This window comes from Flavobacterium sp. 9R, assembly GCF_902506345.1.
Classification (GTDB): Bacteria; Bacteroidota; Bacteroidia; order Flavobacteriales; family Flavobacteriaceae; genus Flavobacterium.
The window spans coordinates 123,535-139,548 of the sequence record NZ_LR733413.1; the positions used below are offsets into that span (position 1 = coordinate 123,535).

At 37.9% G+C, this 16,014-nt stretch carries 13 protein-coding genes and 3 tRNA genes; 6 read left to right on the forward strand and 10 right to left on the reverse strand.

Annotated features, from left to right (window positions below; genetic code table 11):
* Positions 1 to 142: 142 nt before the first annotated feature.
* A complete protein-coding gene (locus FLAVO9AF_RS00575; RefSeq protein WP_159682427.1) occupies positions 143 to 2,326 on the reverse strand; it encodes a xanthine dehydrogenase family protein molybdopterin-binding subunit in 2,184 nt (727 codons plus the stop codon).
* Positions 2,326 to 2,787, reverse strand: a complete 462-nt coding sequence (locus FLAVO9AF_RS00580; protein WP_159682428.1) for a (2Fe-2S)-binding protein — start codon at positions 2,785 to 2,787, stop codon at positions 2,326 to 2,328. The genes FLAVO9AF_RS00575 and FLAVO9AF_RS00580 overlap by 1 nt, the downstream gene beginning before the upstream one ends.
* A gap of 222 nt (positions 2,788 to 3,009) precedes the next feature.
* Here FLAVO9AF_RS00580 and FLAVO9AF_RS00585 point away from each other — a divergent pair, with 222 nt between their 5' ends.
* On the forward strand, positions 3,010 to 3,528 hold the full coding sequence (locus FLAVO9AF_RS00585) for a DUF421 domain-containing protein (protein WP_159682430.1): 519 nt from the start codon (positions 3,010 to 3,012) through the stop codon (positions 3,526 to 3,528).
* A gap of 61 nt (positions 3,529 to 3,589) precedes the next feature.
* Here the strand turns inward: FLAVO9AF_RS00585 and FLAVO9AF_RS00590 are convergent.
* The 3 genes from FLAVO9AF_RS00590 to FLAVO9AF_RS00600 form a co-directional block, all read right to left on the reverse strand.
* Positions 3,590 to 3,672, reverse strand: a tRNA-Leu gene (locus tag FLAVO9AF_RS00590).
* A 42-nt stretch (positions 3,673 to 3,714) separates the two neighbouring features.
* Positions 3,715 to 3,787: transfer RNA gene (locus FLAVO9AF_RS00595), tRNA-Lys, on the reverse strand.
* A gap of 38 nt (positions 3,788 to 3,825) precedes the next feature.
* Positions 3,826 to 3,898 (reverse strand) — tRNA-Lys (locus FLAVO9AF_RS00600).
* Positions 3,899 to 4,024: 126 nt separating this feature from the next.
* Here FLAVO9AF_RS00600 and FLAVO9AF_RS00605 point away from each other — a divergent pair.
* A complete protein-coding gene (locus tag FLAVO9AF_RS00605) occupies positions 4,025 to 4,543 on the forward strand; it encodes a shikimate kinase (protein ID WP_159682432.1) in 519 nt (172 codons plus the stop codon).
* Here FLAVO9AF_RS00605 and FLAVO9AF_RS00610 read toward each other — a convergent pair.
* A complete protein-coding gene (locus tag FLAVO9AF_RS00610; RefSeq protein WP_159682433.1) occupies positions 4,535 to 5,035 on the reverse strand; it encodes a phosphoribosyltransferase domain-containing protein in 501 nt (166 codons plus the stop codon). The two genes, FLAVO9AF_RS00605 and FLAVO9AF_RS00610, sit on opposite strands and share 9 nt — an antisense overlap.
* A 78-nt stretch (positions 5,036 to 5,113) precedes the next feature.
* Positions 5,114 to 5,512, reverse strand: a complete 399-nt coding sequence (locus FLAVO9AF_RS00615) for an RNA-binding S4 domain-containing protein (RefSeq protein WP_159682435.1) — start codon at positions 5,510 to 5,512, stop codon at positions 5,114 to 5,116.
* A 78-nt stretch (positions 5,513 to 5,590) separates the two neighbouring features.
* Between FLAVO9AF_RS00615 and FLAVO9AF_RS00620 the strand changes: the two genes are divergently transcribed.
* The gene (locus FLAVO9AF_RS00620) at positions 5,591 to 6,559 is read left to right on the forward strand and encodes an FKBP-type peptidyl-prolyl cis-trans isomerase (protein ID WP_159682436.1); all 969 of its coding nucleotides are present in this window, start codon (positions 5,591 to 5,593) and stop codon (positions 6,557 to 6,559) included.
* Positions 6,560 to 6,797: 238 nt separating this feature from the next.
* On the opposite strand, the gene FLAVO9AF_RS00625 is transcribed toward FLAVO9AF_RS00620, so the two are convergent.
* The 3 genes from FLAVO9AF_RS00625 to FLAVO9AF_RS00635 form a co-directional block, all read right to left on the reverse strand.
* Positions 6,798 to 7,751 (reverse strand): transketolase family protein, encoded by a 954-nt coding sequence (locus FLAVO9AF_RS00625; RefSeq protein ID WP_159682438.1) that lies wholly within the window; start codon positions 7,749 to 7,751, stop codon positions 6,798 to 6,800.
* Between the two features lie 80 nt (positions 7,752 to 7,831).
* On the reverse strand, positions 7,832 to 8,680 hold the full coding sequence (locus FLAVO9AF_RS00630) for a transketolase (RefSeq protein ID WP_159682439.1): 849 nt from the start codon (positions 8,678 to 8,680) through the stop codon (positions 7,832 to 7,834).
* Between the two features lie 212 nt (positions 8,681 to 8,892).
* Positions 8,893 to 9,963, reverse strand: a complete 1,071-nt coding sequence (locus tag FLAVO9AF_RS00635) for a PorV/PorQ family protein (RefSeq protein ID WP_159682441.1) — start codon at positions 9,961 to 9,963, stop codon at positions 8,893 to 8,895.
* Between the two features lie 186 nt (positions 9,964 to 10,149).
* Between FLAVO9AF_RS00635 and FLAVO9AF_RS00640 the strand changes: the two genes are divergently transcribed.
* From FLAVO9AF_RS00640 to FLAVO9AF_RS00650, 3 genes are all read left to right on the forward strand, one after another.
* On the forward strand, positions 10,150 to 10,875 hold the full coding sequence (locus FLAVO9AF_RS00640) for a phosphatidylcholine/phosphatidylserine synthase (protein ID WP_159682443.1): 726 nt from the start codon (positions 10,150 to 10,152) through the stop codon (positions 10,873 to 10,875).
* An 11-nt stretch (positions 10,876 to 10,886) separates the two neighbouring features.
* Positions 10,887 to 11,729, forward strand: coding sequence for a glycoside hydrolase family 25 protein (locus tag FLAVO9AF_RS00645; RefSeq protein ID WP_159682445.1), 843 nt, complete (start codon positions 10,887 to 10,889; stop codon positions 11,727 to 11,729).
* Positions 11,730 to 12,099: 370 nt separating this feature from the next.
* Complete coding sequence (locus tag FLAVO9AF_RS00650) at positions 12,100 to 15,951, forward strand: T9SS sorting signal type C domain-containing protein (protein WP_236552253.1); 3,852 nt, start codon at positions 12,100 to 12,102, stop codon at positions 15,949 to 15,951.
* The last annotated feature ends 63 nt before the right edge of the window (positions 15,952 to 16,014 follow it).

Consider the following 16,014-nt stretch of genomic DNA (forward strand, 5'->3'; position numbering starts at 1 on the left):
TAGCTCGTGTGAAGTGGAAAACCTTTTTGTACCCGTAGCCATTGCGAAGGGTATAAAAAGTTTGGGAACGGATAGCCCGACCCCGAGGAGCAGTGACTTGTGGTTTAGTAAAGTCGTGTGCCTCGGGGGAACGCCCCACAAATTATCCTACGATTTCATAATCAATTAAAGGTAAGTTATAGTATTTTTTTCCGGTGAGTTGAAACAAGGCATTGACGATGGCTGGTGCGATTACCGGTACGCCAGGTTCGCCTACACCAGTTGGATTTTCGGTGCTTTCTACAATTTCAACGTGTATTTTTGGCGCTTCGTTCATACGGATTAAAGGATAATCACTAAAGCTGTTTTGTTCTATGGCGCCGTCTTTGGCGGTGATTTTGCCGTAATAGGTCAAAGACATTCCGAAAATAGCCGCACCTTCTAATTGTGCTTTTACCGTATCGCGATTGATGACGGTACCACAATCGATAACAGTGTACACATTGTGAACTTTTACCTTATTGTTGATGAAAGACACTTCGACCACAGAGGCGACATAGGAATAAAAACTGTATTGAACCGCGATACCAAAGGCGTGACCTTGAGGTAAAGCTTTTCCGTAGTTGGCATTTTTTGCAGCTTGTCGCAAGACGTGTTTCATTCTTGCCGTGTTGTATTTTATGGCGTCTTGTGTGTTTTCAATGCGGTCAGGTCCGATGAGGTTCAAGCGGAATTCCAAAGGGTCTTTTTTAGCGGCATACGCTAATTCGTTGGCAAAAACATTTACAGAAAAACCGTGAGGAATATTGATAACAGAACGCATCCATCCGATTCGGACGTGAGCGGGCGCTTTGCCTGTTTCGACTTTAAAATTGGGAACGTCTAACGGTATGTCTGTGGCACTTCCAGCTTCCCATTCGGCAGGATATTCGGTACCGGGCACAAAAGTAGACATAATAGAAGGTAGTGCGAAACGGTGCAGCCAAGCGGTTACATTGCCTTGAGCATCCAAAGCAGCTTTGAGATATTGGGCACTTTCGGTATGATAATAACCGTGTTTGATTTCGTCTTCTCGGGTCCAAACTACTTGCACGGGTGCGTTGATAACTTTCGAAACCATTACAGCTTCTACGATATAATCGGGTTTTGATTTACGCCCAAAACCTCCGCCAAGAAAGGTAATATTTACTGAAACCTTGTCTAAAGGAATTTTTAAATAATCGGCCACTTCTTTACGAGCGGTTTGCGGGTCTTGAGTAGGCGCCCAAACTTCGCAAGAATCGCCTTTTACCCAAGCAACAGCATTGGGAACTTCCATTGGGGCGTGCGCCAATAAAGGCAATTGTATGGTGCTCTCGACAATTTGATGTGCTTTGGCAAAAGCTTGATCTACATCGCCAATCGATTTGGCTACTTTTGCGGGTTGCAATAGGCCATCTGAGATTGTTTTTTGATAATCGGCAGAGCTATAAGTTGCATTGGGGCCATAATTCCATTCTATAGTTAAGGCTTTCTTGCCTTCAAAGGCAGCCCACGTATTAGAAGCAATTACGGCTACACCACCCAAAGGGCCAAATGGTTTCGCAATTCTTGGGATTTCGATGACATCAATCACTCCACGAATTTTGAGCGCTGCTTTTTTATCGAATGATTTTACAGTGCCAAAAGTGACTGGACAACGGGCAATGGCCACGAATTTCATATTGGGGATTCTTTTGTCAATACCAAAGACAGCGCTTCCGTTGGCATAGTTGGCAACATCAACACTTTTTAAGGTTTTACCAATATATTTAAAGTCTTTTGGGTTTTTTAATGTAACGTTTTTAGGCAATTCTAAAGTTTTGGCAGTGGCAGCGAGTTCGCCAAATCCTAATTTTTTACCACTGCTGTGTACTATAAAATGATGTTGGGCGATACACTCCGTTTCTGGAACATTCCATTTTTGAGCGGCAGCAGTAATGAGTAAAGCCTTGGCTGTAGCGCCCATTTTTCGCATAGTGTCATAAAGGTATAGGATACTTCGAGAGCCATCAGTATTTTGATCGCCATATTTTGTGTCTCCCAAAGCTTGTTGCACCACTACTTTGGACCAATCAGCTTCCATTTCGTCAGCTATAATTGAGGGTAACGATGTACGAACGCCATTCCCCATTTCAGAACGTGAAGCGATAAGCGTCAGCGTGCCATCCGTTTGCAAGTAGACAAACAGATTGGGGTTGAAAGTTTCTATGGTTGAGGTTGATTCAGAAGCAAATAAGGAGCTATTTGCAGCTAATAATAATCCGCCAGATGCCAATCCAATGGTTTTGACAAAATCACGTCGACTGTAGTTTTGAATTGCCTTCATTATTTCCCTTGTTTTTTGAGTTCAACGGTATGTTGTATTGCATTTTTAATACGTTGATACGTGCCACATCTACACAAATTGCCAGACATAGCGTCATCAATTTCTGTCTCAGAAGGCGATGGGTTCGAATTAAGTAAGGAAGTTGCTGTAATCAATTGACCAGGTTGGCAATAGCCACATTGTGGTACATTGTACTCAGCCCAAGCTTCTTGTAAGAGTTGTAAATTGGGACTACTACCTTCGATTGTGATGATTTTTTTGCCTTTGGCATCGCTTACGGGAGTCAAACACGAATACGTTGCTTCGTTATTGATCAGGATTTTACAAGCGCCACAAGCGCCGATACCGCAGCCAAATTTAGTGCCCGTTAATCCGATTATGTCGCGAATTGCCCACAATAAAGGCATTTCGGGAGCAACATCGAGATTGTATTTTTTACCATTGATATCGAGTGTGACCATAACAAGAAAAATAAAGTTAGACGGTACAAGTTACACTTTTTTTGTGGAGATGCTATAGTCTTTTATTTAGAGATTGTTGTTTCGTCAAGTGGAAGTTTAGATTATGCTAGCCAACATATTTTCAATGTAGTTGTTTTTTGGACTGCTAAAGCTTAAAAGCTGTAACTTTGGTTTTGTCTATTTTACTTTAATCTTGGCTTTAATCAGTAATCTTTCAACAGTATGAATAATCCTTATCTTGATGTTGTTTTTAGAAGTGTAGCTGTTTATCTGTTCATGATCATTGCGCTTCGTGTTTTTGGGAAAAAGCAATTATCGCAGCTAAATACGGCCGATGTAATTTTGATTTTATTAATTAGTAATTCGGTTCAAAATGCAATGGTGGGGAGCAATGTTTCTCTTATGGGCGGAATACTTGCTGCTTTGTCCTTGTTTGTTATGAATCTGATTTTTAAAAAGTTGGTATTCAAGTCTGAATTGATCAAAAACTGGATACAAGATAAGCCTGAAATTTTAGTTCATAATGGTAAAATTGAATTTGAGACTGTGGCCAAATTAGGAATCACTTCCGAAGAGTTAGAGGAGGTAATGCGGGAACACGGGATTGAGCATTTTAGAGATATCAAGTTAGCGATGCTTGAAATTGATGGGGATATTAGTATGATTTCAGGCAACACTACTTTGCGACAAACCCATCATAAACGAAAAATCCATAAATCACTCGGTGAAGTGGGGGAGTAACAAATCGCAAAAGATATAAATTAAAAAAGGTATAAATGAATTTCATTTATACCTTTTTTTGTGACCACGGTGGGATTTGAACCCACACGCCCTTACGAGCACCACCCCCTCAAGATGGCAAGTCTACCGTTTCTCCACGTGGCCGTCAAATAAAAAAAGGTCATTCGCCGTGGCGAACAACCTTTGTGACCCGACTGGGGCTCGAACCCAGGACCCCATCATTAAAAGTGATGTGCTCTACCGACTGAGCTATCGAGTCAATCATTCAAGAAACTAATGCGTAGTTCACAGTATTTGTGACCCGACTGGGGCTCGAACCCAGGACCCCATCATTAAAAGTGATGTGCTCTACCGACTGAGCTATCGAGTCATTTCGTTTCTTGAATGCGGGTGCAAATATACGTACTTTTTTTTCAAGTTTCAAAGCAATTTTATTATAAATTTGTCTTTTTTAATCAAAAAGTCACAATGCCTTAATTAGTAAGGTTTTATTGCCATGAAAAAAATTGTATTATTAGGGTATATGGGTTGCGGGAAGTCAACCATAGCCAATAATTTGTCTGAAAAAACGAGTCTTCCCTTTTTAGATTTGGATCATTATATAGAAGAAACGACAAAAATGTCAATCAAAGAGCTCTTTGAGAAGCGAGGAGAAGTGTATTTTCGTAAATTGGAACACGATGCATTCAAAACGCTTTTGGATGAAGAAAAGACAATTATATTGGGTCTTGGTGGGGGAACTCCTTGTTATGCTAATAATCACGAATTTTTGCAACGGCCTGATGTAGTCTCAATTTATCTAAAAGCTTCAGTGGCTACTTTGTTCGAAAGATTGTCTAGAAACAAAAGTAAACGTCCCTTAATTGCCAACTTAAACGATGGCGAATTAAATGAATTTATCGCTAAACATCTATTCGACAGAAGCTATTATTACAATCAAGCAGAATACAAAGTAGCTGTTGATGGTAAAACAATAGATGAAACGGTTGATGATATTCTAGCTTTATTAGCTTAAATAGGCATAGCTGTTTCCTGAGTCTTCAAAAACTACTTGAACATGTTCGAACAAGGAAGTAGATAATGAAATTCCTTTAAAATCAGCTTTTACGGGATATTTTTTGTGATTTCTGTCAATGAGTACCGCTGTTTTGAATTTTTTTAGAGGAACTTCTAAGAAATGACGAACGGCATAAATTAATGTTGTTCCTGAATTCAAAACGTCATCAACTAAAACCAATCCTTTATTAGTATAGTTTTCTTTAGCCAATGAAGTGCGAATAGCTAAATCAGGTTGGTGTTTGTTGAGCTCGACTTCGCAAAGCGAAACTTTAATAGGAGCAATCAAGGCCAAAGCAGCAGCGATTTTTTGAGCAAACACAAAGCCGTTTTTGGTAATACCAGCCAATACAATTTCTTCTTCGTCTACAAAGGTTTCGTAGATTTGGTAGGCAATTCGCTTGATTTTGTGTTCTATTTCTTGATGGGTTAAAATGATATTTTGGCTCATAGTTTTTTATTTTGAAAGATACAAAATGGAATTATTTGGGATGGATTTTAGAGATAATTTTTTTAGAAGTTTAGCTTATTATAAAAAGGAATCCTCGTCCTCATCCTCTACAATGACATTGCCAAATTCATCAATGTCACGACGGTCTTTTTTAGTTGGGCGTCCAGTTCCGTTTTTTCGATAATGTTCTTTGGATAATTTCAATAATTCAAGATGCTGGTATACCTCGGGAGGCGTATCATTGCGACGATACATATCGACCAATTTTGCTCCTACACGATTATCAGGAATGTCTAATACTGTAATGATTTGAGTGATTTGATCTTTACGAAAAGTAATTCTGTCTGTAGGAAAAACTTCTTTCGAAGCTTTGGCTACTTGACCATTTACGGTTATTTGGTTTTTTTTACAAGCCTCGGTAACCATATTTCTGGTTTTGTAATAACGAACGCACCATAAATATTTATCTATTCGCATAAATTTTCAAAAATCAAAGTTAAATAGTTTATCAAAATCAATCTAAATTGTATCTTGCGCACTCAAAAAGCAGTAATAATGAACAAAATTAAGTTTTATTTTATTTTATCAATGCTATCCTTGGCATTATTTTCATGTTCTAAAAATAAAGAGGAGGAGGTAACGCCACCAAGAGAATACAGTGAACAATATGCCACTGATATCAAAGACATTGAAGAATACTTGAAAACTTATTATATTGAGGAAGTTACTACAGACTTCGATATTAAGATTTCTAAAATTCCTACCGGAGGAACTCAAAAGTCTATTTGGGATCAGACTACTTATCCTCTTCAATTCAGAGAGGTAAATTTACATGGACTAAAGTACAAGTTGTATTACTTGATTTTAAATGAAGGAGTTGGCGTGTCGCCAGTCAATGTAGATGGTTATTTTGTAGGATATAAAGGAGATTATTTGCAGCAAGTGACTAAAGAATCAGTTACTACGCTTACAGTAACCGAATTTGAAAGAAATAGTTTTATTTTACTGCCAAGCGCTATAACGGGTGTATCTGAATTCATGCCTAAATTGAAAACTGGAACATATAGCTCTAATCCAGATGGTACAGTGGCATATAAAGATTTTGGAGCGGGTGTGGTTTTTATTCCTTCTGGTTTGGGGTATTATAATAGTGGTAGTGGTTCAATTCCTGCATATGCTCCACTTGTTTTTAATTTTAAATTATTCGAAGTACAACGCAATGATCAAGATGGTGACGGTATTCCTTCATATTTAGAGGATTTAGATGGTGATGGTTATATGTATAACTTTACCAATACTACTTTATATCCAACTAAACCTGCGACCAATCCAGACGATACTGATGGCGATGAAGTTCCAGATTGTTTTGATGTAGATGACGATGGAGATAATTATACCACGCTGTTAGAGCGTTCTTTTAAAGATGCTAATGGAGTGGTTAAGTACTATGATTTTGCTGATATTCCTTTATGTACTGGCGGTAATGGAAAGAAAAGACATTTGGATCCAAAATGTTATAATTAGTGTCTACTAAAGATTTATATAGGAAACCGTTCTTTTTTAAGAACGGTTTTTTTTTGGACTTAACTTTTTATGGTTTTAGATTTATCTTCTTAGTGTTATTCAAAAAATACGCTTTGATGCAATCTTAGTTATTGATTGGGTTTCAATAGTATTTAGAAGTAGCGATTTTACTTGGCTTTGAGGTATAAAAAATCCCGTCAAGTTCAACTTGACGGGATAAATATAAAATTGCTAAATATTATTTTCTAGCCAATACACGCTCAACTGCAGCTTCAATAGCTTGGTGATTCAATTGGTATTTTTCCATCAATTGTTCTGGAGTTCCAGATTCTCCAAAACTATCGTTTACCGCTACGAATTCTTGCGGTGCAGGAGTGTTTAAAGCTAAAACTCTAGAAACGCTTTCGCCTAAGCCACCAAGAATGTTATGCTCTTCAGCAGTTACCACACATTTAGTTTTGGCAACCGATTTCAAAATAGCTTCTTCGTCCAAAGGTTTGATGGTGTGAATGTTGATTACTTCGGCAGAAATTCCTTTGGCTTCCAAAGCTTCTGCAGCGATTAAAGCTTCCCAAACTAAGTGTCCTGTTGCAACAATTGTAACATCTGTTCCTTCGTTCAATAAAATAGCTTTTCCAATTACGAATGGTTCGTCTGCTGGCATAAAGTTAGGTACTACTGGACGTCCAAAACGTAAGTAAGCTGGGCCATGGTGATCTGCTAAAGCAATCGTAGCTGCTTTGGTTTGATTGTAATCGCAAGTATTGATTACTGTCATACCTGGTAACATTTTCATTAATCCAATATCTTCAAGAATTTGGTGTGTAGCTCCATCTTCTCCAAGAGTTAAACCTGCATGTGATGCACAAATTTTTACATTTTTATCAGAATAAGCTACCGATTGACGAATTTGATCGTAAACACGTCCAGTAGAAAAGTTAGCAAATGTTCCTGTAAATGGAATTTTACCTCCAATAGTTAAACCAGCTGCAATTCCAATCATATTAGCTTCTGCAATTCCGATTTGGAAAAAACGCTCTGGGTGATTTTTTTTGAAATCATCGAATTTCAATGAACCAATTAAATCGGCACAAAGGGCCACAACGTTTTCGTTCTTTTGACCCAATTCTGTCATTCCCGCTCCAAAACCTGAACGAGTATCTTTACTTCCTGTATTTGTATATTTTTTCATTATTTGATTTTAATTGAAAGATTAAAAAATTAAAAGATTAAATATCTGAAGTCAGAAATCTTTAATCTGTCATCTTAATTCTAGTAATCTGCTAAAGTTGAAATGTTTTGCGCTAAACCATTCTCCAATTGTGCGTCATTTGGAGCTTTACCATGCCAAGCATGCGTATGCATCATAAAATCAACACCATTACCCATCTCAGTATACAAAAGCACGCATACTGGTTTTCCTTTTCCAGTTTTAGCTTTAGCTTCAGTCATACCAGCGATTATTGCTTCGATGTTATTTCCTTCTTTGATTTCAAGCACATCCCAATCAAAAGCTTCGAATTTAGCTTTCAAGCTTCCCATGTTCAATACTTCATCAGTAGTACCATCAATTTGTTTCCCGTTTACGTCAATCGTAGCAATTAGGTTGTCTACGTTTTTAGCAGAAGCATACATAATGGCTTCCCAGTTTTGTCCTTCTTGCAATTCGCCGTCTCCGTGCAAAGTATAAACGATATGCGAATCTCCATTTAATTTTTTCGCTTGAGCAGCTCCAAGGGCAACAGATAAACCTTGTCCTAACGATCCAGAGGCCATACGAACACCAGGAAGTCCTTCATGTGTAGTTGGATGTCCTTGCAAACGAGAGTTCAATAGTCTAAAGGTAGCAAGCTCAGATACTGGAAAATAACCACTTCTAGCTAGTACGCTATAAAATACAGGTGAAATGTGACCGTTGGATAAAAAGAATACATCTTCACCAATGGCATCCATATCAAATCCTTCTTTGCGATCCATTAGGTGTTGGTAAAGGGTAACCAAAAACTCTGTACATCCGAGTGAACCACCTGGGTGTCCAGAATTAACAGCGTGTACCATACGAAGAATATCTCTTCTAACTTGGATAGTTAAATCGTTTAATTGTTGTGTGTTAGGCTTCATTTTGTGTGTAAAAGTTAAACTGCTGCAAAAGTAATTTTTATTTTCCCTTAAGACAAATGATTTCGAAAGCAATTTCAATCTTAACGGTTAAAAACAACTGAACTTATTATAAAGTATGAAAAATCTTTGGGAAAAGGGTGTGGAATTTTGACAAACGGAAAAAAGTAATGCTATCGTCTTAGTTTTCGTAGAGCCTTTCTTGGAAGAAGACATTACCTTCTAAATTGTCCCAAATCTACTTTTACCGAAAAAATATTCGAATACAAAGCCACACCTTGGTTGCCTAAATTGGTCAAAGCATAATCTATTTGAATCCCTCGATATTGAAATCCCAATCCGATGTTGGGTTGAAAATTGGTTTTTTCGCTAGCGTCTAATTGGGTTACTTTTTGAAAATTCCCAACACCAGCTCTCAGAAAAACCAAATCCGTATAGCCGAATTCGAATCCTAAAGCAGGGTCAATACTCACGAAGTCAGTTGCAATAATATCATTAGTTTTGGTAAAGCGCATATTAAGGTTGGCAGCGGCTAATAGACTATAATCGTAATGAAAAACGAATTTTTTAGAAATGCCAAGTTGTGCCTTTGGGGCTGTAATTTCGGTGCTTTCGGGAAGTTCTTGGTTTTGACCAGGAATGGCATCGGCTATGGCTTGGTATTTTTCTTCATCTATATTCCAAATGTTGTAAGTGGTAGTTAGGTCCCGAACGAGTAAGCCAAACTGCCAATTATTGCGTTCAAATTGCAAACCTACATCAAAACCAAAACCCCAAGAATTGGCAAAATCTCCGATGATTCGGCGCACCACTTTGGCGTTGACTCCATATTGAAAACCGGGAACTGGGAGTTTTCTAGCATAAGAAAAGGTAAAACCATAATCGGCAGTAGAGAATAATTCAATGCGGTTGTAGTCAATATTTCCTTGATTGTCGATGAGTTCGGTAGTATTCAATATATCATCTACCCCAAAACGAATCAATGAGATGCCCCAGCTGCTTCTGTCATCTATAGGTGAGGCATAGGCCAAATAGTCGTATTGCGCAATATTGGCAAAATAATTAGCGTGCATAGCGGCTACTTGATGGTCTTTGAGATGTGTCAAACCAGCAGGATTCCAATAGCCTGCGTTGACATCAGCCGTGAAAGAAACTGCAGTATTGGACATCCCTAAAGCTGCGGCATCTACACCAATGTTTAGAAATTCATTGGAGTATTTTCGAACCGTTTGAGCGCCTAATGAGCAAGTACCAAGTACTAAAAAAAACGAAAGAATCTTTTTCAAAAGCAAGCAGAGCTAGTTGGGGTGAATATTTTTTTCAAAAATAGAATTTTTTAGGGAGCTTACTCCTCACTTTCAAGAGAATTCTCTTTTCTTTAAAAAATGCAGCAGAAACTCTGATAAAAAACGTACTTCTCTTTCACTTATTATCTTACTTTTGCGAGTACAATTTTTTTAATACCGATTCCGATGGCTTTCAAAAAACACATTCCTAATATTATTACCTTATTGAACTTATTTTGTGGTTGTATTGCCATCTCTTTTGTGGTGCAACAACAATTCGAAATGGCCTTTTATTTTGTTTGCTTAGGAATTTTTCTTGATTTTTTTGATGGCTTCTTTGCACGTCTTTTTCAGGTTGCAAGTCCTTTGGGCTTGCAATTGGATTCTTTAGCGGATATGGTGACTAGCGGTGTGGTTCCGGGATTGACAATGTTTTATATGATGTTAGAAGCCTTTGGTTTACAAATCAGTGACCCGTTTTCTGGCCAATATGCGTTGGCTTTTTTGGGATTTTTGGTCACTTTAGGTTCTTGTTATCGATTGGCTAACTTTAATATTGATACCCGTCAAACCGACTCTTTTATTGGTTTGCCTACTCCAGCCAATGCTTTGTTTATTCTGAGTTTGCCCTTGGTTGTTCGTCATTTTGATTCGTTTATGCTATTCGAATTATTGTCGAATTATGGTGTGCTTTTGGCGATTAGTATTGGGAGTGCTTACATCTTGAATGCTGAAATTCCTCTTTTTTCTTTGAAAGTCAAAAAACTGACCTTTCAAGATAATAAATTGACCTTTTTCTTTCTGGCGGTTTCACTTTTACTCTTGGTGACACTGCAATTTTTAGGCATTCCATTGGTCATCCTTTTTTATATTTTTCTTTCTATCCTTAACAATAAATTTATCAAGCAATAGGGGATTACAATATGAGGAAAGTGACCAAAAACTATCCCAGACGTCGACCGAATAAGAAAAAAAACCAAGGTATAGCTACCCTCAAGAACTATGTCTGGGCAGCCTTTGGATTACTGTTTTTAGCAAGTGTCATCTATCATTATCGTACGGCTTTTGCATATTATTTAGGTTTTAAATCAGATAAGCTAAGTAAAACCGATGTTTTTTCGGAAGCCAGAAATTTGCGAGTACTCGAAAAACACGAGGGAAAAACCGTAGGGATTGATGTATCGGAATATCAAGGAAAAATAAGTTGGTCGTATGTTGATACGATTGAGAACCAATACCCTCTGCATTTTGTATTTATCCGTGCAACTGCGGGCAATGACGCGGTAGACAGACGTTTCAAACGCAATTGGGAAGGGGCAAAAAAGAACAAAATGATTCGTGGTGCATACCATTATTACCGCCCGAATGAGAATTCTTTAGAGCAAGCGGAGTTATTTATCAAAACGGTACGATTGCAAAAGGGAGATTTGCCTCCTGTATTGGACATTGAAAAATTACCCAAAAATCAGTCGATGACCAACCTCAAAAAAGGCCTTAGAAGATGGTTACAAGCCATAGAAAATCATTATAAAGTCAAACCCATTATTTATACTGGTGAGAAATACTACGATGATTTTCTAAAAGAAGAATTCAGTGATTACCTCTTTTGGATAGCCAATTATAATTTTTATCGAGAAGAAATTCAAGACGATTGGTTGTTTTGGCAGTTTACAGAACGTGCTGCCGTTCCTGGAATTGAGGGCAACGTAGATGTCAATATTTACAATGGCGATTTGCAACAATTGCAGTTTATTACGGTCGAGTAAAGTAGGGGTTAATCGTTTAACTGTTTCATCGGTTAATTGTTTTGAATTTTGTGTTCTTTGTGTCTTCTTTGTGCGCTTTGTGTTTGTTTTTTAGGTGCTTTGCAGTCTAAAACTTATATGCTCTTATTTACCTTATATGGTTCAAACCACTCGCAAGTACAACTCAAACTTTATTGACTTATATGTTTTAACCTTTGCGTCCCTTGCGTAATTCTTTCCGCTCCTTGCGGTTAAAATTTTTTTTCAAAACAATGTAAATATCACTAAATCTGGGTATTGACTATTTAGTTCTAGCTTTTTATTTTTATTACTACAAATACTGTTAATTATTGTTAATAGAATGTATTGTCTAATTTTAATTGAAAAGCTTTTGAAAATAAAGAATATCCTGCTCTTACTTTTAGTTTTTAGTTTTAGTTGTGCTTCCGTTTTTAGCCAACAAGGAAAAGTCGACCCTACTTTTAATACCTATGATGATGGCCTTTTGGGCGATGGTTTTGATAATACAGTCAGAACATTGTCGGTACAAGATGATGGTAAATTAATAGTTGGTGGTGATTTTCTAAATTTCAATGGAGTGGCGACACCTTATTTATGTCGGCTGTTGCCCGATGGTTCCAAGGATGTGTCTTTTTCTCTAGGAACAGGCTTTAATAATAAAGTTTATGCCTCTTTACTTCAGCCTGATGGTAAAATTTTAGTTGCGGGTTCTTTTACTCAGTTTAACGGTACAGCAGTAGGACGATTGGTTCGTTTGAATCCAGATGGAAGTCGCGATAGTTCATTTACTGCATCTCCTGGAGCAACCAATAGTATTATTTATGATATGGCATTACAATCCGATGGGAGTATTTTTTTGGTGGGAAGTTTTACGAGTTTTAATGGAACAGCCGCCAATAGAATAGTGAAAATTTTACCAAATGGAGCTGTAGATACTAGCTTTGTTACAGGTTCGGGTGCTTCTGGTTTAATCGAGAAAGTGGTACTTCAACCCGATGGAAAGATTATTATTGGTGGAGGTTTTACTTCATTCAATGGTGTAAGTGTGGGTAAAATTGCTCGGTTGAATGCCGATGGTACTTTGGATGCAAGTTTTATAACAGGAGTTGGTTTTGATGACAATGTCAGTGCTATAGGCATTCAAACGGATGGCAAAATTATTTTGGGAGGTTCATTTACAAATTATAACGGCAATGTTGCGAATAGAATTTTAAGGATAAACACCGATGGAACTGTAGATTCTTCTTTTGTTTCAGGTTCAGGATTTAGTTCAGGAGCAGTCGAGGCAATTTCAATAAATTCCAGTGGAGAACTTATGATAGGCGGTTCGTTTTCTGGGACCTATAATGGAACCGCTGTGAATAGAGTGCAGCGTTTCAATTCAAATGGGATTATCAATACCGCATTTGATATTGGTAATGGTCCCGCTTCTGCCACCGTTTATACTTTAGATAATTTCATGGATAGTTCTTGGTATATTGGAGGCTCTTTCTCCGTTTTCGATGATCAGAATCAAGGAAGATTAGCCAAAATTGATGCACAAGGCACCTTAGATATTGGGTATCTAACTTCGGGAGTGGGCTTGAATAACAGTGTTTCAAAAGTACTCCCCTTACTAGATAAAAGTGTAATCGTGGTTGGGAATTTTACACAATTTAATGGTGCAGTTGCTCCTAGAATTGCTAAACTCAACGAAGCTGGCGAAATAGATATCGCATTTAATGGCGCGGGTCAAGGAGCCAATGCTACCATTCGTAATGCTGCGTTACAGTCCGATGGAAAAATTATCATCGTGGGGAGTTTTACTTCTTACAACGGAACTGCAGTCAATCGAATAGCTCGTTTATTACCCAATGGAAGTTTGGATGCTACGTTTAATATCGGTTCAGGATGCAATGGACAAGTGTATGGAATAGCAGTTCAGTCGGATGGTAAGGTTGTCATCGTGGGTAATTTTTCGACTTATAATGGAAACACTGCCTTAAAAATTGCTCGTTTATTACCCGATGGTACTTTAGATGCTAGTTTTATTACAGGTTCTGGTGCCGAAGATGGAATAGTCGAAATCGTGGCTTTGCAGTTGGATGGGAAAATGATTTTGGGTGGTCATTTTACGATGTTTAATGGAATCTCGTCTAACAGAATAATCCGACTAAACACCGATGGGAGTATCGATGCTAGTTTTTCGGTAGGAGCTGGGTTTGATGCTACGGTTTATAATGTGACCTTGCAATCGGATGCTAAAATTGTGGTAGGCGGTTCCTTTTCTAATGTCAATGGTAATTCGAGAAGAAGAATCGTTCGTTTAAATCCCGATGGAAGTTTGGATACTAGTTTTGTAATAGGGACAGGATTTAGTAGTGGTAGCGTTCGAGATATTTTGATACAGCCCAATGGTAGACTACTCATTGGAGGAACATTTTCGGGGACTTATAATGGAGTAGGGGTGAAAAGAATGCTTCGTATTCAAGCTAATGGAGCAGTTGATGGAACTTTTTCGGTCAATTTGAATGGTACATTGGCTACTATGGCTTTAACTTCCGACGAAAAAGTATTGATTGGGGGAACTTTCAATTCTGTTTCTGGTACTACCAAACATCGTATTGCTAGACTTTTTTTATGTATAGATAACACTAAAAGAATAGCGGGTAATTGGAGCAATGGTTTGCCAAGCCCAGGAAAGGAATTGCTTTTCGAGGAGGATTACACTATTGCCAACACATTTTATGCGTGTAGTTGTAGTGTTGCTTCAGGTTTTGAAGTAAAAATTACCTCAGGGAATACACTTTCCTTGAGATATCAATATGAAGGGAATGGACTTTTGGTTCTCGAAGATGGGGCAAGTTTACATCAAGTAGACGATCAGATTAGTAATTCGGGCACGATTCAATTGAAAAGAAAAACAACTCCTATTCGGAAAATGGATTATACGTATTGGTCGAGTCCTGTTCAAAATCAGCAATTAATTGATGTCTCTCCTTCGACACTTTCGGATAAGTTTTTCTCTTTTGATGGGATGAATAACAATTGGAAAAACGAATCGCCTACTTCTTTAATGACTATTGCTAAAGGATATATCATTCGAGGACCTCAACATTTTTCTGAAACGCTGCCCTCGGTTTATGAAGCTGTTTTTTCTGGAATTCCGAATAATGGGGTATATGATTTTCTTGTTGGAAGTGATCAATATAATTTGATAGGAAATCCTTATCCATCGGCTATTGATGCTGATTTGTTTATGACCGATGCCAATAATGCTAGTATTATTTACGGAGCCTTGTATTTCTGGACGCACAATACTGCAATTGCTAATAATGAATATACCGCCGACGATTATGCGACTTATAACCGCACCGGAGGAACAGGAACGGCTAAAGGAACTGCTATATCTGGAGGCTCAGTTCCAACAGGGAAAATTGCTTCTGGCCAATCCTTTTTTGTAGGGAATGCAGCAGCGGGAAGTTTTCAATTTACCAATGCTATGAGAGTTTCGGGAAATAATTCACAGTTTTTCAAACAAGCAAATACTAAAAAAACAGCAGCTGTGGAGAAAAATCGTGTTTGGTTAAACTTGACCAATAGCGGTGGGGCTTTCAAACAATTGCTAGTGGGCTACATTACCGGTGCCACCAATGATTTAGACAACCTGTATGATGGGCCAACTTTTGATGGCCAAGAGTTTGTTGATTTTTACAGTGTCAATAAAGGGCAAAAACTAACCATCCAAGGACGCGCCTTGCCTTTTGAAAATACAGATGTTGTACCTCTGGGCTACCGAAGCACTATTGCTGGATCTTTCGATATTAGTATTGACAACAGAGACGGCGCTTTGGCGAGTCAAGAGATTTGGTTAGAAGATAAAAAGACGAACACACTCCATGAATTGACTAAAGGCAAGTATACTTTTACCGCCATTAATGGAGTGGAGAACGACCGTTTTGTGTTGCAATACACTAACCAAACTTTAGGAACCGATGATAATGAGTTAGCTGATAAGTCTCTAATTGTAATTGTAAAAAACAAAAAAATCACCCTTACCTCTTCTGCAGCAGCGATAACACAAGTACAAGTATTTGATTTGTTGGGCAGAAAAGTGTACGATAAATCAAAAATCAACACTCAAGAATGGTCGATTTCGACTTTGTCTTCGAGTGAACAAACATTGATAGTAAAAACTATTTTGGCCAACGGCGCCATTAGCAGCAAGAAGATTATTTTTTAGCAATGGTTTAATCGGTTAATTGTTTATTTGTTGAATCGTTTAACTGTTTAATCGTTTAACTGT

What these genes read in the sequence shown, in the direction of transcription:
- FLAVO9AF_RS00575 (WP_159682427.1), bottom strand. Translation starts at nt 2,326, where the DNA reads ATGAAGGCAATTCAAAACTACAGTCGACGTGATTTTGTCAAAACCATT.
- FLAVO9AF_RS00580 (WP_159682428.1), bottom strand. Translation starts at nt 2,787, where the DNA reads ATGGTCACACTCGATATCAATGGTAAAAAATACAATCTCGATGTTGCT.
- FLAVO9AF_RS00585 (WP_159682430.1), top strand. Translation starts at nt 3,010, where the DNA reads ATGAATAATCCTTATCTTGATGTTGTTTTTAGAAGTGTAGCTGTTTAT.
- FLAVO9AF_RS00605 (WP_159682432.1), top strand. Translation starts at nt 4,025, where the DNA reads ATGAAAAAAATTGTATTATTAGGGTATATGGGTTGCGGGAAGTCAACC.
- FLAVO9AF_RS00610 (WP_159682433.1), bottom strand. Translation starts at nt 5,035, where the DNA reads ATGAGCCAAAATATCATTTTAACCCATCAAGAAATAGAACACAAAATC.
- FLAVO9AF_RS00615 (WP_159682435.1), bottom strand. Translation starts at nt 5,512, where the DNA reads ATGCGAATAGATAAATATTTATGGTGCGTTCGTTATTACAAAACCAGA.
- FLAVO9AF_RS00620 (WP_159682436.1), top strand. Translation starts at nt 5,591, where the DNA reads ATGAACAAAATTAAGTTTTATTTTATTTTATCAATGCTATCCTTGGCA.
- FLAVO9AF_RS00625 (WP_159682438.1), bottom strand. Translation starts at nt 7,751, where the DNA reads ATGAAAAAATATACAAATACAGGAAGTAAAGATACTCGTTCAGGTTTT.
- FLAVO9AF_RS00630 (WP_159682439.1), bottom strand. Translation starts at nt 8,680, where the DNA reads ATGAAGCCTAACACACAACAATTAAACGATTTAACTATCCAAGTTAGA.
- FLAVO9AF_RS00640 (WP_159682443.1), top strand. Translation starts at nt 10,150, where the DNA reads ATGGCTTTCAAAAAACACATTCCTAATATTATTACCTTATTGAACTTA.
- FLAVO9AF_RS00645 (WP_159682445.1), top strand. Translation starts at nt 10,887, where the DNA reads ATGAGGAAAGTGACCAAAAACTATCCCAGACGTCGACCGAATAAGAAA.